At 39.8% G+C, this 21547-nt stretch carries 16 protein-coding genes; 13 read left to right on the plus strand and 3 right to left on the minus strand.

What is annotated here, in order from left to right; translation table 11 throughout:
• Positions 1–14 precede the first annotated feature (14 nt).
• Positions 15–2456: a phenylalanine--tRNA ligase subunit beta gene (gene pheT, locus DSM106972_RS10915; protein WP_127080823.1), complete on the minus strand. Its 2442-nt coding sequence runs from the start codon at positions 2454–2456 to the stop codon at positions 15–17.
• Positions 2457–2711: 255 nt separating this feature from the next.
• Here pheT and DSM106972_RS52515 point away from each other — a divergent pair, with 255 nt between their 5' ends.
• Positions 2712–3551: a hypothetical protein gene (locus tag DSM106972_RS52515; RefSeq protein WP_201800705.1), complete on the plus strand. Its 840-nt coding sequence runs from the start codon at positions 2712–2714 to the stop codon at positions 3549–3551.
• A gap of 91 nt (positions 3552–3642) precedes the next feature.
• Here the strand turns inward: DSM106972_RS52515 and DSM106972_RS10925 are convergent, their stop codons facing one another.
• The gene (locus DSM106972_RS10925) at positions 3643–4002 is read right to left on the minus strand and encodes a response regulator transcription factor (RefSeq protein WP_127080712.1); all 360 of its coding nucleotides are present in this window, start codon (positions 4000–4002) and stop codon (positions 3643–3645) included.
• A 61-nt stretch (positions 4003–4063) separates the two neighbouring features.
• Positions 4064–5470: a response regulator gene (locus DSM106972_RS10930; RefSeq protein ID WP_127080713.1), complete on the minus strand. Its 1407-nt coding sequence runs from the start codon at positions 5468–5470 to the stop codon at positions 4064–4066.
• 608 nt (positions 5471–6078) lie between these two features.
• Between DSM106972_RS10930 and DSM106972_RS10935 the strand changes: the two genes are divergently transcribed.
• The 12 genes from DSM106972_RS10935 to DSM106972_RS10990 all read left to right on the plus strand — a co-directional run bounded on the left by DSM106972_RS10935 (position 6079) and on the right by DSM106972_RS10990 (position 21426).
• A complete protein-coding gene (locus tag DSM106972_RS10935) occupies positions 6079–6753 on the plus strand; it encodes a vWA domain-containing protein (protein ID WP_019495324.1) in 675 nt (224 codons plus the stop codon).
• 51 nt (positions 6754–6804) lie between these two features.
• Complete coding sequence (locus DSM106972_RS10940) at positions 6805–7587, plus strand: PP2C family serine/threonine-protein phosphatase (RefSeq protein ID WP_127080714.1); 783 nt, start codon at positions 6805–6807, stop codon at positions 7585–7587.
• A gap of 63 nt (positions 7588–7650) precedes the next feature.
• Positions 7651–9834: a tetratricopeptide repeat protein gene (locus tag DSM106972_RS10945; RefSeq protein WP_127080715.1), complete on the plus strand. Its 2184-nt coding sequence runs from the start codon at positions 7651–7653 to the stop codon at positions 9832–9834.
• A gap of 586 nt (positions 9835–10420) precedes the next feature.
• Positions 10421–11194: a glucose-1-phosphate cytidylyltransferase gene (gene rfbF, locus DSM106972_RS10950; protein ID WP_127080716.1), complete on the plus strand. Its 774-nt coding sequence runs from the start codon at positions 10421–10423 to the stop codon at positions 11192–11194.
• Positions 11195–11306: 112 nt separating this feature from the next.
• Complete coding sequence (lhgD, locus tag DSM106972_RS10955; protein ID WP_127080717.1) at positions 11307–12521, plus strand: L-2-hydroxyglutarate dehydrogenase; 1215 nt, start codon at positions 11307–11309, stop codon at positions 12519–12521.
• A gap of 40 nt (positions 12522–12561) precedes the next feature.
• Positions 12562–13593 (plus strand): NAD-dependent epimerase/dehydratase family protein, encoded by a 1032-nt coding sequence (locus DSM106972_RS10960; RefSeq protein ID WP_127080718.1) that lies wholly within the window; start codon positions 12562–12564, stop codon positions 13591–13593.
• Between the two features lie 57 nt (positions 13594–13650).
• Entirely contained in the window at positions 13651–14646 is a 996-nt protein-coding gene (locus tag DSM106972_RS10965; protein ID WP_127080719.1) for a glycosyltransferase family 2 protein, read from the plus strand.
• A gap of 14 nt (positions 14647–14660) precedes the next feature.
• Positions 14661–15500 carry a phytanoyl-CoA dioxygenase family protein gene (locus DSM106972_RS10970; protein WP_127080720.1) on the plus strand — a complete coding sequence of 280 codons (840 nt, stop codon included), beginning with the start codon at positions 14661–14663 and terminating at the stop codon, positions 15498–15500.
• Positions 15501–15613: 113 nt separating this feature from the next.
• Entirely contained in the window at positions 15614–16165 is a 552-nt protein-coding gene (rfbC, locus tag DSM106972_RS10975; RefSeq protein WP_127080721.1) for a dTDP-4-dehydrorhamnose 3,5-epimerase, read from the plus strand.
• 104 nt (positions 16166–16269) lie between these two features.
• Complete coding sequence (locus DSM106972_RS10980) at positions 16270–17583, plus strand: NAD(P)H-dependent oxidoreductase (RefSeq protein ID WP_127080722.1); 1314 nt, start codon at positions 16270–16272, stop codon at positions 17581–17583.
• 462 nt (positions 17584–18045) lie between these two features.
• On the plus strand, positions 18046–19149 hold the full coding sequence (locus DSM106972_RS10985) for a glycosyltransferase (protein WP_127080723.1): 1104 nt from the start codon (positions 18046–18048) through the stop codon (positions 19147–19149).
• A 24-nt stretch (positions 19150–19173) separates the two neighbouring features.
• Entirely contained in the window at positions 19174–21426 is a 2253-nt protein-coding gene (locus DSM106972_RS10990; protein ID WP_127080724.1) for a GumC family protein, read from the plus strand.
• Positions 21427–21547 lie beyond the last annotated feature (121 nt).

The following is a 21547-nucleotide window of genomic DNA, read 5'->3' on the forward strand; positions in this document are numbered from 1 at the left end:
CTAACTCCTAACTCCTAACTTCTCAAGTTAACGCCAAATTTTTCAACCAAGGTGTCACGAACTTTTTGGTGTACGGGTTCGATATCTTTGTCGGTGAGTGTCCGTTCGTTTGACCGATATACGAGACGAAATGCTAAACTTCGTTGTCCTGCTGGGACGTTTTCTCCTCGGTATTCGTCGAATAATTCTACTGACTCTAATAAGTCTTTACCTGATGCTCTAATTGCACGTTCTATTTTTGCAACGGTAAGTTCAATAGGAGCAAAGAAAGCTATATCACGGTCGGATGCTGGGTAGGTTGAGTATGGTTTGAAGCCTGGAACTAATATTTCTTCACTATCTAATGCATCTAGTAATACATTTAAATCGAGTTGAAATACGTAAACTGCATCTGGTAAGTTCTCTTCTCTACGTAATTGAGGATGTAGTTGGCCGAATGTACCGAGTCGATTGCTACCAACCCATAGTGAAGCTGTACGTCCGGGATGCAAGCGAGGGTCGCGATTATCTGGTTGGTATTCGACGTGCAAGCTCATTTGTTGGAAGATATTTTCTAGTACTCCTTTGGCTTCGTACCAAGTCATCGGCGCCTCAGAACCTCCACGTGCCCATCTACCAACGCTAGTATCACCACCGAGAATTCCACCTATTGCTTCGGCTTCTTGCAACCCGTTTTCTTCTTGCCAGAAAATTTCTCCAATTTCAAACCCATTAAGGGCGCCGTTTCCTTGTTCGAGGTTAAATTGAAAAGCATTAATTAAACCACCTATTAAATCGGTTCGCAATGCTGAATACTCAGCAAGTAAAGGATTGCTTATTACTATTTGACGTTCTTCTCCTGGTTTGACGAGCGAATAATGAATTAACTCGGTTAAACCGGCGCCACGCATTGCATAACGTAATTTGCGTAGCATTTCCTGCTCGAACGGCAAATAACCACCTTCGGCTGTTTCTGGCAGAGTATCACAAAAATTATCGTAACCGTAAAGGCGAGCAATTTCTTCAATTAAATCGATTTCTCGTTCTAAGTCGCGGTAACGATATGGGGGAACAACAACATTCCAAGTTTTATCTCCTGAAACAGTCAGCTGACACCCTAACGCTGTTAAAATTCTTTCTACATCACTCGCTTGTAGTTCGCCACCCATATCAGCATCGTCATCCGCACGTGTTGGTCCAAGTAACTCATTTACACGGTCTAAACGTAAACTAATTGTGTGACTCCATGTTGAAGGGTCTTGGCGAGTATCTACTGTTTTTTGAGCAACAATTGTACCGCCAGCAAGCTCAGTAATCATCGTCAATGCACGACGAGTAGCTGTTTCTAAACCTGCAAAATTTATACCGCGTTCATAACGTGATGACGCTTCGCTTCTTAAACCCACACTTCGCGAAGACCGACGAATTGCTACGTTATCGAATAATGCTGCTTCTAAAACGAGGTTTTGCGTACCTTCATAAACTTCGCTTTCCTCACCACCCATTACACCAGCAAGGGCAACAGGTTTATCACCAGCAGTAATTAATAAATTTTGTGTGCTGAGAGTGCGGGTTTGTCCGTCGAGAGTCTTGAGAGTTTCACCCGCACTCGCAAATCTAACTCCAATCGTTATATTGTCACTACCCCCAATTGTTTTTAAGCGTTCGCGGTCAAATGCGTGTAGCGGTTGTCCCCATTCTAGTAATACGTAGTTAGTAATATCTACAACATTATTAATTGGGCGTGTACCTGCCGCGCGGAGCTTTTGCTGTAACCAATCAGGTGACGGTGCAATTGTAATGTTTTCTATTACCGTTCCAATATAACTAGGACAAGCCTTAGATTCTTCTACCTTTAAATTTAAACCTGGCGCAGCTTTTCCTGTTATCTCAGGTGGTTCGGGTATTGATAGTTTCGCATTTGTAAGGGCAGCAACTTCGCGTGCAATTCCAACCATACAAAGTGCATCTGCACGGTTAGCTGTTGCCGTCACGTCTAACACGACATCATCAAGTCCCAATAGAGGACGTACATCGCTGCCTAACTGCAAATCTTCGTTTTGAAAAATGTGGATTCCATCTACATCTGTAGGTAATCCCAATTCCTTTAATGAACAAATCATGCCGTTAGAAGGCACTCCCCGTAACTTTGCAGGCTTTATTTTTAAATTTATATTTGGCAGAAACGTACCAACGGAGGCCACTGGTACAAGTATATCGGCACGGACATTTGAGGCGCCGCAAACAATATTTAAGGTTTCACCCGTACCAATATCAACTTGGCAAACGCTTAATCTATCGGCATCAGGGTGCTGTTCACGTGCTATAACACGTCCAACTACCACACCCGATGCCCACGTGCGACGGTCTTCAATATCTTCGACTTCAAACCCTGCCATAGTGAGGGTTTGAGCTAATTCTTCAGGAGTTTGTTTGATCTCGACTAGTTCCCGTAGCCAATTCAACGAAATACGCATTTGATTTTGCTTGTGCGATTGGGGTAGCTTTAATAGTAAGGCACTGTCTATTCTAAAACGATTGGGCGAACGAGCTTCATATGTTTGCATTTTTCGCACGCTTCAAAAGGATTATTTGGCGCCACCCGTTAAGGTCAAAAATTTCACCCCTATTTACCACACGAGACGTATTTCACTTTGAGTGTCCTTTATCACAAAATTAAATATATATCAAATACAGCGCCTGAATGCCTTCATAGCTACAGGGAGATAAAAATGGCCAATAAAAAAACAACTAAAGCAAGTACTAAGAGTGGTGCGCCTAAAGCTGAATCAAAAGCTAGACCAAAGCGAAGCAATACAGCTTCTAAAACTGCCTCTACAAAGAAGCAAGATGAAATTCAGAAAATTGCTGATGTTGAATCGAGTGACCTTGACATTACAAAAACACTTGATATAGACGGTAAACGTCCCGTTGCTGCCAGTTCTTTCGAGGTTGTAGATACTTTTAACGTTGAAGAGCGTCCTACTGTTAAACATGAAGCATCATTAGCTACTCAAGATAAAAAAACTACTGATATAGACAATCAACGTCCTGTAGAATCGAGTGACCTTGAAATTACAAAAACGCTTGATATAGATGGTAAGCGTCCAGTTACTGCTAGTTCTTTTGAGGTTGTAGGTACTTTTAACGTCGAAGAACGTTCAGCAATTACAACATCGAATGCCAAAAATAGTAAAACTACCAAAGCGAATAAAACTAAAAAAAGTAAAAAAACTGCTGATAGTGATTTAGAATACAATCATACTATAGATATAGATGGTCGGCGCCCTGTTGACCCAAGTTCTTTCGAGGTACTAGATACTTTTGATGTAGATGGTGAGCGTCCAATTACCTCGAACAATTCTGAAGTACTAGATACTTTTGATGTAGATGGTGAGCGTCCAATTGTTTCTAGTAATCTCGTATATGATGAAACAATAGATATAGATGGTCGGCGCCCTGTTGACCCAAGCAATTTAGAATTGGCAGGTTCTTTGAATATAGATGGCGAACGTCCGGTAGGAGCAAGTCAAATTAAGGATCAAGGTATTACATCTGATTACTTAGATTAATTATATTAAAAAACCGGGTTTCTTCATTGAAATCGTGCAATAAGAATAACGATTTGTCTGCGACAATGAATGCGTAGAAACCCGGTTTTTATTAAATTAAAGATTGAATTGCACGTAATAATTCTTGCTTACCAAAAGGTTTTGTTAAGTAAAAATCGGCGCCTTGACGCATACCCCAAATTTTATCGATATCACCGTTTTTGGAGCTACAAATGATAATTCTAATGTTTTGAGTAGCTGTGTTTCGCTTCAGAAGGCGACATAACTCAAAACCACTCATTCCAGGCATAACAATATCGGTAATTACGATATCAGGTAAGTCGTTTAAAGCTTTCTTAAAACCTTCTTTGGCATCGTAAGCTTTAATAACGTTGTAACCACCGTCTTCTAAATAACAGTTGATTAACTCTAGCTGAGAAGGCGTATCGTCAACAACTAGAAGTGTTGTCATATTTACTTATTCCTTTGATTTTACAATATTGAAGACGACAGGCTGGGAATCAAATTATAAATCAAGTCAAGTGCATGAATACCATTTTGAGTAAATCAGCTTGAGTAAATGGTTTTGTCAAATACCCTGATGCACCAACTAACCGCGCTTTGACTTTATCTACCAGTCCTTTGTTACCTGTCACCATAACAATTGGCGTTTTCTTAAACATCGAGTTATTGCGAATAATCTTGCACAGCTCGTACCCGTCTATACCATCCATGTTTAAGTCGAGTAAAATCAAGTCTGGCTTGTTACGAATTATCGACATTACTGCCTTCACTGGGTCGTTAATTGTCACGACTGAGAAGTTCTCATGTTCTAGAAAACGGCTAATCTCTCTCAGAACTGTTGGACTGTCATCAACTGAAACTATTTTATAGACTTTACGATTAGTCGCCGGTGCAAATGTATTGCTAGGCGGTTTGGCGATAGTGCTTTCTTTAGAAACGGGTTGGCTAACTGTTTGCTGGTCTTGATATAACTGTCTTGTATTTGGAATTATGACGTTGCTACTTCCAGCTAGTCTTTGTGTAACTGTCCCGTTGCTAGTCCTATTTAAAGAAGGCGCCGAACTTCCTAACTGATTATTAACTACCTCAGTAACATAATTTACAGTATGATTTTCGTCCGGAGTAATTAGGGGTAATTTATCGAATGGTGGGTCTGGTTCATGAAGAACAATTTCTCCACTACTTATATATTGATACAGTTGCCGCGCCATTTCTACTTCGTCTTGGTTGACAATTACAGCTAAATGCCGTAGGCTGAAACCCTTCATCCAAGTTGCCAAATTTTGATGTATGGCTGAGAGCTGATGTTTGAGTACCTCTGTTGGGACTCGTAGGTAAGGACGTTGATATGGTGATGAAATGTGAGGAGTTAGCGTCTGCCAACCGCGTAATTGTTGCTCACACATTTCAAGTATTTTTTCTGTATCAATTCTGCAAATAACTGGTAATTGATTTACAATACTTATTAATTTGTAATTTCCTGTATTAATTAGTGAAAAAGATTCAAGAACTTCTTTGACCATTTCCTGAATCAAAATAGCAGCTTGAGTTGGATTGATGTGACGTTGGCTAACCAACCAGCAAATAGCTTGGTATTCGGGTGGTTGTTCGGGTAATTTGTCTGAATTAGAGTCCCCACTTAGGTTTGGTGAGTCAGCTTCAAACATCAAACGCACTTGAACACGAATTTCTGTGCTTAAAGCACTCAATTGATGGTCTAAACGGCGTAAATGCCTTTCTAGACGGTCAAAAGGTTCGACTGAGTGGGTCGCATAAATAATTTTTCCCTGTTCTAAGTATATTAGCCAGGTAACTGAATTACTTAATACATGTAAGCAAGTAGTGTCATGACAGTTCGATAAGTGACGTAATAGACTAAGGGAACGTAATCTGGTGAATGTGCCTAAAATGTTCATCTGCTTGGAGTTTTTCCAGTAGATTAGCCACTATAACAGCAATATTGATATGTTGCTCGATACAGTTCTTGTAATTTTTATATCTTCCTAGAATGAAATATCAGAGGTTGATATGCATATATGTTACAAGCGACAAAAATTATCGTGACTATTGTTTTGTTACATTTTACATAACTACCTTTTTTTTAGCAGTTTGTTAAATTGCAATTTTACCTACTGCAACGCCCGATATAATAATGGTATCTTGCCAGCCTACATTTGTGATTTCACCAAACACACAAACCTTCTATATGAAAAATTTAAAAAGTCCAAAGCGAGAAACTATAAAATTACTGTATTGTAGATGTTTATCTGGTCTAATTGCCAAATAGGTTACAACAGACAACCTTGACAAGAGTTAAATTCTTTTTACTCAAACTATTTATGCTAATTCCGAATTTACTTGGTACATTAGTATTGGCAAGATGCGTTTGGCTAGTTGTTTAGTATAAAGCATCCCGGACAAACCATAACAAAACGGTAAATTCGCAGTTTAGGAAAACTTGCTTAAATCTGACTATTACACTTGCTAGAACACAATTTTGGACTCTATTATAACACGAAAAGTTATGTCTGATACATTAAGGCTTGATGAAGTTGTGGAATTCGCTGAGAACCCAGAACCAAGGTGTCCGTGTGTACTGTTACTCGATACTTCTGGCTCTATGCAAGGTACAGCGATTAATGCTCTCAACGAAGGATTACAAACTTTTAAAGAAGAGTTAGTAAAGAATAGCCTTGCTGCCCGAAGAGTTGAAGTTGCAATAGTAACATTTGATAGCAGCGTAAATATTGTACAAGATTTTGTGACGGCTGATTTATTCAGTCCACCAACGCTGTCTGCACAGGGTCTTACAACTATGGGCGCCGGAATTCACAAAGCCTTAGACTTGATAACAGAGCGTAAAAATTTATACCGAACTAATGGGGTAGCATACTACCGCCCTTGGATATTCATGATTACCGATGGCGAACCACAAGGAGAATTTGAAGACGTTGTAGAACAAGCATCGTTACGTTTACAAGCAGATGAAGCCTCAAAGCGTGTTGCTTTTTTTACCGTAGGCGTGGAAAATGCTAATATGATGCGGTTGGGTCAAATTGGGGTCAGGAGTCCTTTAAAACTCCAAGGCTTGAATTTTGTAGAGATGTTTGTGTGGCTGTCGGCGAGTATGTCAGCGGTATCACAGTCGAAAGTGGATGATCAGGTTGCATTACCGCCCATTGGCTGGGGTACTGTTTAGTTGTATTAATTAGCTAAACTTACACAGCTGTTAGCGCACGTGAATAATAATATGAGTACTACTTTAAAGCAAATGGTTCACTGGCGGGTTGTTGCCGCTTCTGTATGTGGCACGAGTCATGTAAAGAATGAGCAGCTGTGTCAAGATGCACATAATTGGCAAGTTTTACCTGATAATATTTTAGTAGCCGCTGTTGCAGATGGCGCCGGCTCTGCCAAATTAGGTAAAGTTGGATCGATGATCGCTACTACCGCTGCGGTAGAGAGTGTTCAAAAGCATGAAATTAGCCGACGTGCCCTTAGTAGTGATGATTTTGTTCGTTCGCTTCTAACGAATGCGATGGTGGCAGCTAAAAAAGCAGTCGAGGAAGAAGCAGAAGCAACCTCATCATCATATGATGACCTAGCGACAACTTTGATAGTAATGGTCGCAACACCCGAAGGAGTGGCTGTAGCTCAAATAGGTGATGGTGTTGCCGTAGCTCGTGATTACCAGGGAAACTTACTCGCACTTACCATGCCCGATAGTGGTGAATATATTAATGAAACCACTTTTTTAACGTCGTTTGATTCTATCGATAACGCACAACTTCGTTTATGGCGCCAGCCAATTGTGAATGTTGGTGTACTAACTGATGGACTACAAATGTTAGCTATTAACATGGCAGTAGGCGCCCCGCATAAACCATTCTTTTTTCCGCTATTTGAATTTGTCGCGAATATCGACGACAAATCAGTCGCGAAAGAACAGTTAGTTAAGTTTTTGCGTTCGGAGCGAATTACGCAACGTACTGACGACGATTTGACGCTGGTTTTAGCGGCGTTGCATGAGTAATACTACTCTAAGTAACACGTCACAGCACCATATTAAAATTATTCCCCTATTGTAATCCTCGAAATGCAGGTAATACGTTGTCTTCCCAACCAACAAAATCTTACTATTAACCTCACCGTAAGTTTGGGGCGTGGCGGTGAAGCATGTATCTACACGGTACCAACCGATGCGAATTTAGTGGCTAAGATTTATCACAAGCCTAAAGACGCTCAGGATAACAAGCTATCTGTAATGCTTGCTCATCCTCCAGAAAACCCCACAGCTTGTTTAGGTCATATATCTATCGCTTGGCCAACTGAACTACTACACTCAACAGACGGTAGTAAGCGCATCACTGGGTTTTTAATGCCGCGCATTCGAGGAATGCGACCCATTATAGATTTTTATAATCCTAGAACCCGTCGTCAGCATTGCCCCTTATTTAGCTATCAATATTTAATCCGAACTGCACGCAATTTAGCAGCAGCTTTCGCAGCACTCCATACACGGGGTTATTGTGTTGGAGATGTTAATGAATCAAATATTTTGGTTAGCGATACAGCACTGGTAACACTCGTTGACACTGACTCGTTCCAAGTTCGTGACCCAGACAGTAAGACTGTCTATCGCTGCCCTGTTGGTAAACCAGAATTTACTCCCCCAGAGTTACAAAATAAAACATTTGCCGAATGCGACCGTATCGTTGCTCATGACTTATTCGGGTTAGGAGTTTTGATTTTCCAACTGCTAATGGAAGGTACACACCCATTTTCAGGTATCTTTCAAGGTATTGGCGAACCACCAACGTATGAATCACGAATTGCAAGTGGGCATTTTACCTATAGTCAAAGAACTCGCGTCCCATACATCCCTACTCCCATTGCTCCAGCGTGGGAGATGTTACATCCAGCATTACAAGAATTATTCCGTCGCTGCTTTGAGGAAGGACATCACAATCCTTTAATGCGTCCAAGCGCTGCAACTTGGCTTTTAACTCTTACCGAAGTAGAAGAATCTTTAATTACCTGTACCGTTAATCCTCAGCACCGCTATAGCAGTCACCTACATAGTTGCCCTTGGTGCCAGCGCACTTTACGTCTGGGAGGTCGAGACCCATTTCCATCGCAGCGAGCAATAGCAGCGAAAGAACATTTAGCTGCTCATATTCCTCGTAAGAAACCTCGTCCGACTGCCGTACCTCGTGTCCCAAAAACGCCTCTTCCCCTTAACTCTCTTAACTATCGCCAACCAAATACTGCTTATAATTATCCTTATTATAAGTCTTCAAAAAAACAAAGGTATTATCCAGTAGTGTTTTGTTTGCTAGCGTTTGGCTTGCTAGGCTATCTAGATGTGATGATAAAATTTACAAGTCGTCCTTTTGATGCCGAAAACTCTTACACCCAAACACTTGTTACTCAACAGCAAGTAGCTAGAGATAACCTCAGTTTTGATGATTACTATAAACAAGGTCATGCCTCTTACACGATCAAAAACTACGAGGAAGCGATTCGGAAATTTACCAAAGCTATTCAGAAATTACCTTCCCACGCGAAAGCTTACGTCAACCGAGGCAATGCTCACTTCAACCTGAAACAGTACGAAGCAGCTTTGTCTGACTATAATCAAGCCATTAAAATTAATCCTTCAGAAACCAAAGCTTATGTAAGTCGCGGTAACACTCGTTTAATTCTTGCTGAATACAGCAGCGACCCTGATAAAGATTATAAAGGCGCCATTTCTGACTTTAACAATGCCATTCGCCTGAATCCGAGTGAAATTGAAGCTTTGATTCGACGTGGCATTGTCCGCGCACAAGTCGCTAAGTACAGCGGTGAATCGCAAGACGACTACCGAAAAGCAATCCAAGACTTCAACCAAGCGCTCAATCTTAACCCATCGCGAGCAGAAGCTTACTACCAGCGTGGCTTAGTTAAGTATCAAATAGCACAGTACAGTAGCGATTTCGAGAAAGAATATCGAGGCGCCATTTTAGATTTTAATCAAGCTCTAAGTCTCGATCCGCAAATGGCGAAAGTTTACCTCAAGCGTGGAATTGTACGGTACGAACTTTCGCAATACGGAGGTAAAGAATCTAGTCGATACCGAATACAGGCAGTAGAAGATTTACAACGTGCTGCCAAAATCTCTCTAAAGCAAGAAGACATGGATAACTATCAACAAGCTTTGAGCAGTATTTGTGTAGTCATCGAAAATAAATGCGATGCCTTCTTCCAACACTCAAACATCATAGACAAAACAAATTAGTAAATCTATTTACATTTTTACAACATTAGACGTAGAGACGTGATAAATCACGTCTCTTTTTACGTCTCTATTTCACGTCTTTACATTTATTTTATATATTTCCAATATATCGTTCAAGTCTTAATAATATCTTTATAAACTAACTAACTACGTCAAGGTACACTTTTGAGTTGTAAGTAATTTATGTTACCTTACAATATAGAGTAACAAACAAATATTATTTACAAGCATAGAGTTTTATCATATTATCACCAGATAAATACTGAATATATTAGTAATAAAATAATCGTATTTATCTAAGATTATTAGTGGTGCCAGTATGAACAAAGATTCATATAGTTTAGATAAATTGTTTATTAACGATGAAGTAATAGCCATAAATATTTTGGCACAAAAAACTTTTCCATTTTTTCATAGATAAAACTGGTTAATTTATCTTGGCTTTACATGCAAGGGTAGAAATACGGTTAGATTATATACTTAGAAATTGAAAAAAATTGCCCGTTATCGATGTGGTAAGCGCTTCATAAAAGTGCAATCAATATTACAGTATCTATCAATTTACCTGAAATTTTAGAGGTATTTCATGAAAGCAGTGATTTTGGCGGGGGGACTTGGGACACGTTTAAGTGAAGAAACAAGTATAAAACCGAAGCCAATGGTAGAAATTGGGGGCAAACCAGTTTTATGGCACATTATGAAAATCTATTCTGCCCACGGCATTAATGATTTTATAATTTGCTGTGGTTATAAAGGGTATGTTATCAAAGAGTATTTTGCTAATTATTTCTTGCACATGTCAGATGTAACATTTGATATGCGTTTTAACCAAATGAATGTACATGCGGGGAATGCAGAACCTTGGCGTGTCACCTTGGTTAATACTGGCGACAATACTATGACAGGTGGAAGATTAAAACGAGTCAAGGAACATGTTGGTAACGAAACTTTTTGTTTTACCTACGGTGACGGTGTTAGCGATGTAAATATTACAGAATTGGTTAAATTCCATAAAGAGCAAAAAACTTTAGGGACACTAACTGCGGTTCAACCACCAGGACGTTTTGGTGCAATTGTACTTGGACAAGAACAAACAAAAATTTCGAGCTTCCGTGAGAAACCAGAAGGTGATGGAGCTTGGATTAATGGTGGATATTTTGTATTAGAACCAGAGGTTATTGACTTAATTGCAGACGACACAACAGTTTGGGAGCAAGAACCTTTAGAAAAGTTAGCCGAGAAAGAGCAACTTTCTGCTTTCAAGCATAATGGTTTCTGGCAACCTATGGATACTTTACGCGACCGCAACTACCTTGAAGATTTATGGAATAAAAATAAGGCGCCTTGGAAAGCCTGGTAATAGATATCGTAGATACTGTAGGGCGGGTTAACAGATATCCTAAAACTGTGTTTAATATCTCGTAAACCCGCCCTTACTTACAAGATTATTGAGTTAAGGGGTTATTATATCAATGTACGATTTTGCCATTATCGGTGGGGGCATTGTCGGTCTTTCTACCGCAATGACTTTAGGAAAGCGCTATCCCGATGCTCAAATTTTGATTCTTGAGAAAGAAGGCACCTGGGCATTCCACCAAACAGGAAACAATAGCGGTGTTATTCACTCTGGTGTCTACTACAAACCAGGAAGTTTCAAAGCTAAGTTTTGTCGCGATGGCGCCACTTCAATGGTGCAATTCTGCCAAGAACATAATATCGACCACGAGGTTTGTGGTAAAGTCATAGTTGCTACGAATGAACAAGAACTACCTCGTCTCGAAAACCTCTACAACCGTGGTTTAGAAAATGGTATTAAGGTAAAGCGAATTACCCCAGAAGAAGTTAAAGAAGTTGAGCCTCATGTTAAGAGTGTCGGCGGAATTCGTGTTTACTCTACTGGTATAGTAAACTACAAACAAGTTTGTTTAAAGTACGCAGAAATCATCCAAAAGCAAGGTGGAGATTTGCGACTTAATACTAAGGTGTTACGGATTGTACCCAGTGGTCAAATAATGGTACTTGAAACTAACAACGGAAACTTTGAAACAAAGTTTGTAATTAACTGTGCGGGATTACATAGTGACCGTATTGCCAAACTCAACAATGTTGACCCGAAAGCAAAAATAGTACCTTTCCGTGGTGAATACTATGAACTTGTCCCAGAAAAGCGGTATTTAGTCAAGACTTTAATTTATCCCGTTCCAAATCCCGATTTTCCGTTTTTGGGTGTACACTTTACACGTATGATTGACAACAGTGTTCACGCAGGACCGAACGCAGTTCTCAGTCTCAAGCGCGAAGGCTACACCAAAACTGACTTTGATTTAAGAGATTTTGCTGAGGTTATGACTTATCCAGGTTTCTGGAAACTTGCAGCAAAACATGCCGATGAGGGTATTAAAGAAATCATTCGTTCTTTTAGCAAAGCAGCGTTTGTAAAAAGCTTACAGCAACTTATCCCAGAAATTCAGGCTGCTGACGTAATTCCAACTCATGCAGGTGTACGCGCACAAGCATTAATGGATGACGGCAAACTGGTCGATGACTTTTTGATTATTCATGGTCAAAACAGCATTAATGTATGTAACGCTCCTTCACCTGCTGCTACATCTTCACTCGAAATTGGAAAAGCAATTGTTGCTCAAATTCCCGAACAGTCTCATTTAACTTGTTCTGTCACAGCATAAACATTTATTACTTTTACTACTAATAAGGAATCAACCAAACATGAAAGTACTTGTCACAGGCACCGAAGGTTATTTAGGGTCTTTACTTCCTGCTTTGCTTCATGAACGTGGACACGAAGTTCTCGGAGTAGATACTGGCTACTACAAAGTTGGCTGGTTATATAATGGTACAGAAATTACCGCTAAAACTCTTAACAAAGATATTCGCCATATTACCGCCGAAGATTTAGGAGGGGTTGAAGCAATCGTTCACATGGCGGAACTATCGAATGACCCAGCAGGTCAACTTGCGCCTAACATCACTTACGATATTAACCATAAAGGCTCGGTACGTCTCGCCAATTTGGCAAAAGATGCTGGTATTCGCCGTTTTGTTTACATGTCTTCATGTAGTGTTTACGGAGTAGCGACAGCAGGAGATGTAACCGAAGAGTCTCCAGTTAATCCTCAAACTGCTTATGCTGAGTGCAAAACTTTAGTTGAGCGTGATTTGGCGCCTATGGCATCAGATGACTTTTCGCCAACATTCATGAGAAATGCAACAGCTTTCGGCGCCTCACCTCGGATGCGGTTTGATATTGTATTGAATAACTTGTCAGGACTGGCATGGACAACTAAAGAAATTAAAATGACCAGTGATGGCACTCCTTGGCGCCCACTTGTTCATGCTCTTGATATTTGTAAAGCGATTGTTTGCGCGTTAGAAGCACCTCGCGATATTGTTCACAACCAAATATTTAATGTTGGTGATACCTCTAACAATTACCGCGTTAAAGAAATTGCTGAAATCATCGCTGATGTATTTAAAGGTTGTAAATTGAGCTTTGGTGATAATGGCGCCGATAATCGTAGCTACCGTGTGTCGTTTGAGAAAATTAATACTGTTTTACCTGGTTTTAAATGCGATTGGAATGCTCAACGCGGCGCCGAACAATTATACGATTTATTTCAACGTATTGACATGACCGAAGAAACCTTTACTTCGAGAGGTTTTACTAGATTAAAACAGCTAGAGTATCTAATTCGGACTGCTCAAATTGACCAAGACTTTTTCTGGGCTAAAAACAGCTAATAAGTTCGTAGGTGGGGCTATGCCCTACTTACTATATATATATATAATCTAAACCTTATGAATCAAAAATTACTGACTATCGCTATTCCCACTTACAACCGCGCACAATTGCTAGATAGACAAATTGCTTGGCTTATTGAAGCTATTAAAGGATTTGAAACAGATTGCGAAATTTTAGTTTCTGATAACTGCTCTACAGATAATACTCCGGAAATTGTAAAGAAATGGCAAAGTCAAGTTAGTAATACCACCTTTCTATATAATAGGAATACAGAGAATTTAGGAGTAATAAAAAACATTAACTATTGCTTAAAAACTGCTACGACTAAGTATGTTTGGGCGATTGGTGATGATGACCCAATTCAAACTCGTGCTGTTAGCTACGTTTTGAACAAAATCAAAGACAAAGAAGATATTTCGCTTATATTCTTAAATTTCTCTGGACGCAATCAAATTACTGGTGAAGATGTTCATCCACCCACGATTGTTGGAAATCGCTGGTTTGATGCGGGAGCAGACGATGGTAACGGTGATAGTAAAGCGATTTATGAGCATTGTTTCGAGAAAAGCATCGGCGCCGTAATTTTTCTAACAGCAACAATTTATAAAACGCAGCTTGTCAAAGAAGCACTTGATTATTGGCAAGAAGCAGAAAATAACTGGATATTTTTAGCTTATTTCGCTGGTTACTGTGCTGCACGTGGCAGAATTATCGTTACTACAGACAACTTTATGGAATGCGTTGTTGGTGTAAGCTATTGGCAAAAAGAACCAAAATCAGCTCTATTAATGCAGTACAAGCATACGCCAGAAGTAATTATTAAGTTAGAGGAAACGGGATATTCCAAACAGTTCTGCCGACGAATGATTTTGCACTCCTTTAGAGAAGCAAATTTAAAAGTACTATTAGGCGCCTTACGTAGATGGCCTCTCTACACGCTTCAGACAGTGATTCCTTTTTGGCGTTTAGTTGCAGTATCAGCACTATATTTAATCAAGCTTAATAAACAAGTTGATAAAACTTTACATCCAATAGAAACCGGGTTTCTTTAAATTACAGGAATATTATGCTAAAGGCGATTACACATAAATTGACAGAATTAAAATCCGAATTAGCTTACAGAGTTGCCCTCTCAAATCATGCACCTAATTTACCTACTTTAGAAGAAAAATATGCTCGTATTGTTAAAACATTAAAAACTGAAGGAGCATGTTTAACTTCACTGTCTGAATTAGGACTAGCATCATCCAATGACTTGCTTCGCGCATCAGAGCAATATTTAGCTACGATGACTCAGCCGAAATTAACTAGCAAGGGTCATAAATTACCACAAATCTACACTGTTACAGATATTCCAGAGTTTTCGCGTTGGGGTAACGAACGCCTGTTAGTTGATATTATAGAAAACTATATTGGTCTACCAGTAGCATTTCAGGGTGTACACTTACGCAAAGATTTTCCTAACGAAGACCAGTTTGGAACCGCGTTGTGGCATAAAGACTCTGAAGACCGTCGTATTATTAAAGCTTTTGTATATTTACAGGACGTAGAACCAGAACATGGGCCATTTGAATATGTCCCTTTAAATTTGACTAGCCTATATAGCTTAGACTACTACAAGATTTATTATCAACTATGGCGGTCAGGCTACTTGGGTATTGATGATAAAACACTTTTATCGATTATTCCTAAGTCAGCGTGGAAATCTTGTCCTGGTAAAGCAGGTACTGTTTTACTAGCAGATACAAAAGCAATTCTTCATCACGGTACGGCACGCTCCATAGAACGCTCGGCGCTCTTTTACGTTTATACTGCCAATTCTCCCAAAAATCCTCAAGATTGTACCCAATATTGGGACGATACTTTTGCGAAACCCAAAAAGCTAGAAACCAGGTTTCTTCGTTGATATATTGTAATAAAAATGACGATTTGTCTGCGACAATGAATGCGTAGAAACCTGGTTTCTAATAAATAAGTAATAGTACTTAAGAACATATCACTTTGAGGTAATATTTTTTTATGATTTTGAAAGAAACCGAGCTACAAGGCGCCTTCGTTGTTGACCTAGAAGAAAAGCACGACCATCGTGGCTTTTTTGCTCGCACATTCTGTGGAAAAGAATTTGAACAGCATGGTTTGAAGCCTGTTGTTGCTCAGTGTAACTTATCCTACAACTATAAAAAAGGAACGTTACGGGGAATGCATTATCAAATCGCGCCAGCAGCAGAAACCAAGTTAATAAGGTGTACAAAAGGTTCTATCTACGATGTCATTATTGACATGCGTCCAGAGTCACCAACGTTTTTACAGCATTTTGGCGTGGAACTAAGCGCAGATAACCGACGTGCATTATATGTTCCAGAAATGTTTGCTCATGGTTATCAAGCACTTACTGATGATGCAGAAGTTGTTTACCAAGTTGGAGAATTTTATACTCCTGGGTACGAGCGCGGTTTACGTTACAATGACCCCTTCTTCAATATTCAATGGCCCCTCGAAGTCACTGAAATTTCTGAGAAAGATATGAATTGGCCTCTTTTACGCGCCACAGTTGTAGGTGGCACAGTTTAGTAATTTTTTTGGTGGGCTTTCTCTTGCCCCACCTTTAACAGTTAATTACTAGAGTTCATGCAATAAACACAATATTAATTTCACAATAAACGGAGTAATTGAACATGATAATTATTGATACCGCATTAAAAGCACGTCAAGAAAGTGGTAATCCGGTCAAAGTCGCCATGATTGGCGCCGGATTTATGGGACGAGGAATAGCAAATCAAATTGCTAACTCAGTTCCCGGTATGGAATTAGTGGCAATTTCAAACCGTAATCTTGATGCAGCCAAGCGCGCGTATTTAGAAGCGGGAATTGAAAATTTCCAAACAGTAACAACTGTAACAGAATTAGAAGGCACTATTGCACGCGGTGGATATGCAGTTACCGAAGACGCGATGCTATTGTGTCGTGCTGAAGGAATTGATGCGCTGATTGAAGTAACTGGCGCCGTTGAATTTGGTGCCCATATAGTTATGGAAGCAATAGCGAATCATAAGCATGTGGTGATGATGAATGCGGAACTCGATGGAACTATTGGCGCCATTTTAAAAGTTTACGCTGATAAAGCTGGCGTTATTCTAACAGCTTGCGACGGGGATCAACCGGGAGTGCAACTAAATTTATACCGTTTTGTTAAAAGTATCGGCTTAACTCCTTTATTGTGTGGCAACATCAAAGGTTTACAAGACCCATATCGTAACCCAACCACTCAAGAAGCATTTGCGAAACGCTGGGGTCAAAAACCTAGCATGGTGACAAGCTTTGCTGACGGAACCAAAATTTCATTCGAGCAAGCTATTGTTGCTAATGCCACAGGAATGAAAGTTGCCAAGCGAGGAATGTTTGGTTATGACTTCACTGGTCACGTCGATGAAATGACGAATATGTATGATGTTGACCAACTCAAAGAATTGGGAGGCATCGTAGACTATGTTGTTGGCGCCAAACCTGGGCCAGGTGTATTTGTGTTTGGTTCACATGATGACCCAAAACAGCAACATTACTTAAACCTTTATAAATTGGGTGAAGGACCACTTTACAGTTTCTACACACCTTATCACCTTTGTCACTTTGAAGTTCCGCTCTCTGTTGCGCGTGTTGTTCTTTTCGGTGACTATATATTGGCGCCACAAGGAAAACCACTCGTAGATGTTGTTACCACCGCGAAAATTGACCTGAAAGCTGGTGAAACACTAGACGGTATCGGTTATTACATGACATACGGTCAGTGCGAAAATTCGGACATTGCCCAACAGCAGAAACTATTACCAATGGGTTTAGCAGAAGGATGTCGTCTCAAGCGTGATATCGCGAAAGACCAAGTATTGACTTACGATGACGTGGAATTGCCCAGTGGTAGACTTTGTGACAAACTGCGTGCGGAACAAGATGCATATTTTGCTCCAATGAAAGCAATGGCAGCAGTTGGATAGTAGTCTCATGTAATTCGCGTTGATTTTATGCAGTAATAGCAAATTTTTACATTTGGTAGTCCAAGTTTGAAATCTCTGTAAAAATATTGCAAAGAGCAGCCTCAAATACTTGAAGTACCCATATGATAATTAAACCGCTATTTACTGAACGTCTTTTGGGATAACGTAGGTTGGGTTATGCGCTTCGCGTAACCCAACACAAACTTATAACCGTATCTTTATTAAAAACTTTTATGAAACAAAGAAAGTTGATGCTTGTACTAAAACATGTAAAATTATAAGTTATAAATTTATAAAATATTTACAAGGCATTTACTAAATATAGTGTTGAATATTGTATACAAAAAATGCTTTAGTAACCTTAATTAATCAATTAAACGTATAAAAGCGGTATCAAATATATTATTTCAAACTTTGTGAGATTAAGCAAAGCACAAATTATACAAATATCAGGGAAACATTATGAAAATTGCCCTTGTCCATGACTACTTAACCCAGTGCGGTGGGGCAGAGCGTGTGTTTGAGTTACTGTGTAAACGCTATCCAGAAGCCGATATTTTTACTTCTGTATACGACCGCGAACAAACGATAGATCTGGGTTCTAGAGTTGTTAACACGACTTTTTTACAAAATATTCCCGGCGCCGCAAAATACTTTCGACTTATGGCGCCTTTATATTTCCCAGCATTTCGTTCTTTAGATTTAGAAGCATACGACTTAATTATCAGTAGTAGTACAAGTTTTGCAAAAGCAGTTCGTAAAAGACCAGGAGCGCGTCATGTTTGCTTTTGCCATAACGTCACCAGATTTTTGTGGGATACCGAAACTTATTTACGTGAATATGGCGATTATCGGTATTTTGCCCCAATAATCGAACAAATTTTTGACATGATGCGTCGTGTTGACTTGACATACGCACAAGAACCAGACCTTTATATAGCTAATTCGAGTGTAGTAGCTCGCCGAATTCAAAGCATCTACGGAAAAAGAGCAATAGTCATCAATTATCCAATCGACACAGGCAAGTTTCTGTTCTCGAATAGTAAAGATGATTACTATCTTGCTTCAGCCAGGATGATTAGCTACAAACGCCTTGATATAATAGTCGAAGCTTTTAACTGGTTAGGATGGCGCCTATTGATATCAGGCAACGGTCCAGAGCGGGAGAGGTTAAAATCGAAAGCGCTCTCAAATATTGAGTTTGTCGGGCACGTTACCGATTTACAACGCACTCAGTTGTTTGCCAACGCAAAATCGGTTATCGTTGCAGCATTAGAGGATTATGGATTAGTTCCAGTCGAAGCGAATGCTAGCGGAACCCCTGTAATTGCTTTTGGTGCTGGTGGAGTATTAGATACTCAAGTACCAGGAAAAACAGGTGTATTCTTTAAACGGCAAACGCCAGAGTCCTTACAAACAGCGCTTTTAGAATCCAGGGAAATCTATTGGGACTACGAAGATATCCGTGAACACGCGGTGTCTAATTTTTCAGAACAAGCGTTTTTTAGCAAGGTCGAAAAAGTTATCGACCAAGCATGTTCGTATCAATTATCTAATTTTAATTGATTTGTTCGCTGAGGGGAAGCAAACGTGATACAGACCACAGTTAATCCAATTTTCAATTCACCACCTCCTGACAATAATGACCCAGGATATGGACAATTGTTGGCGGTTTTAATCCGCAGACTTCCTTGGTTTTTAGCGGTATTTTTATCATCGCTAGCCATTACTGCTTTTATCACCAAAAACGCATCGCCTACTTATAAAAGTTCGATGCAATTTTTGGTCGAACCAAACTATCAAGGAAAAACGCCACAAGGTGGTGGCGCACAAACACAAGAAAACCAATTTACAGACCCTAGTGTTCAGGTAGACACAGCAACACAGCTTAATTTAATGCGAAATTCCGAGCATATTGAAAAAGCTGTGAAAGAATTAGACCGTGAATATCCAGGTATTACTATTGGTGATATTAGAAAAGCTTTAGTACTTTCTCAAGTCAAGGAAAAAGACGATAACCAAGCCACGAAAATTTTTCAGATAGAATACACTGATAAAGATAAAATTAAAACACAGCGCGTTTTAGAAGTGCTGCAAAAAGTTTATCTTGATTATAATAAAGAGCAGCAAAAAGACCGTTTGAAGAGAGGTTTAAAAGTAATAAACGAACAGTTAGAAAAAGTCCGTAAAGAACTAGCTGATTCGGAAACTAGGCTTTTAAGGTTCCGCAAAACTCAAAATTTGACTGACCCAGAATCTGAAGTCAAAACTCTAGAACAATCTCTAACAAGTATTCAACAAGATGGACGTAACATTCGCGCGCAGTATCAAGAAGCTGTTGCGCGTTACGAGTCTTTGCAACAACAACTCAAGCGGACACCTCAAAACGCTCTTGTTTCTGCACGGTTGAGTCAGTCTACTCGTTATCAAGCAATGCTAAACGAAATACAAAAAACAGATTTAGCACTTGCAAAAGAACGACTAGTATATACAGACGAAGCTCCAAACGTTAGAAAACTAATTGAGCAAAGGCAACAACAACAGCAGCTTTTGCAGCAAGAGGTTGGCTCAACTTTAGGAGGAAACGCTTCGGCAGTTAACCTTGACCCACAAAATCTTCGCTCTCAAGGTAACGACAGTCAAATAGACCTAAATTTAGCATCTAAATTAGTTGAATCTCAAACGGATATACTAGGTTTACAAGCGCGTTATCAAAGCCTTGGTGAAAAAGAGCAGCAATTACGTAACGATTTAAAGCGGTTCCCAGCACTTTTAGCTGAATACAACCGTTTGCAACCTCTGGTACAACTGAACCGTGAACGTTACAACCAACTATTAAAAGCCGAACAGCAAGTGCGGCAAGAGCTTGATAAAGGTCAATTTGACTGGAAAGTAGTAGAGAAACCACAACTAGGCGCCTTTATGGGTCCGTTCATGCAACAAAATTTATTGTTGGGTGGAGTTGTCGGATTAATTTTAGGAGGAATTGCGGCAGCAGTTCGTGAAGCTTCTGATGATTCGGTACACACCACAGCCGAATTAGAAAAACAAATTGCATTACCTTTATTAGGTACAACACCCAAGCTTCCACCAGCCAAGAACAGAGAATCTGTGATTAAACTACCTTTTGGTAAACCAGAAGTTTTGTCACCTTGGACAATTCAAGTATTACAATCACCTCCACGTTGGGAATCGTTAGATTTAATATTCAAGAATATCGAACTTTTGAACACTGTTGCAGCACTTAAATCATTGATGGTAACTTCCGCGTTACCCGATGATGGAAAGTCAGCACTGTCATTAGGCTTGGCAATGAGCGCCGCGCGTTTGCACAAACGAGTATTATTAATAGATGCGAATTTGCGCGAGCCAACATTACACAAACAGCTTAATTTACCCAACGAGCAAGGACTTTCAAGTTTACTTGCAAGCGACGTAGACTTACCATCGCAAATCAGCATCCAAACATCAGGTTCATCGTACATTGATATTTTAACCGCAGGCCCTCTTCCAGCAGACCCAGCTCACCTTTTAAGTTCACCTCGAATGAAACAATTAATGGCAGCATTTGAGGCAAACTACGACTTAGTACTTGTTGACGCACCACCAGTATTGGGGTTAGTCGATGCTTTACTAGCTGGTTCAGCCTGTCGCAGCACCGTTATGGTAGCAAGTATCGGTCGAGTCACTCGTACTCAACTTACCCAAGCAACAGGAATGTTGAACAGATTGAACTTGATTGGGGTTGTCGCAAATGGCGTATCGAGTACCGCAGCTACATACATTCCATATGCCACTCAACAACAGCAACGTTTAGCTTTAAAACCGGGCGAAGACAATTAAACAAAAGCAAACAAAATATTTTGTATAAATGTAAAGACTGTACATGTACAGTCTTTCTTATTTTATAAAAAAATAAACCCAGTTTCTAAATATTAAAAAATAACCAGAGACATATTTAATA

It is taken from the genome of Dulcicalothrix desertica PCC 7102 (assembly GCF_003991905.1).
GTDB classification, from domain to species: Bacteria; Cyanobacteriota; Cyanobacteriia; order Cyanobacteriales; family Nostocaceae; genus Dulcicalothrix; species Dulcicalothrix desertica.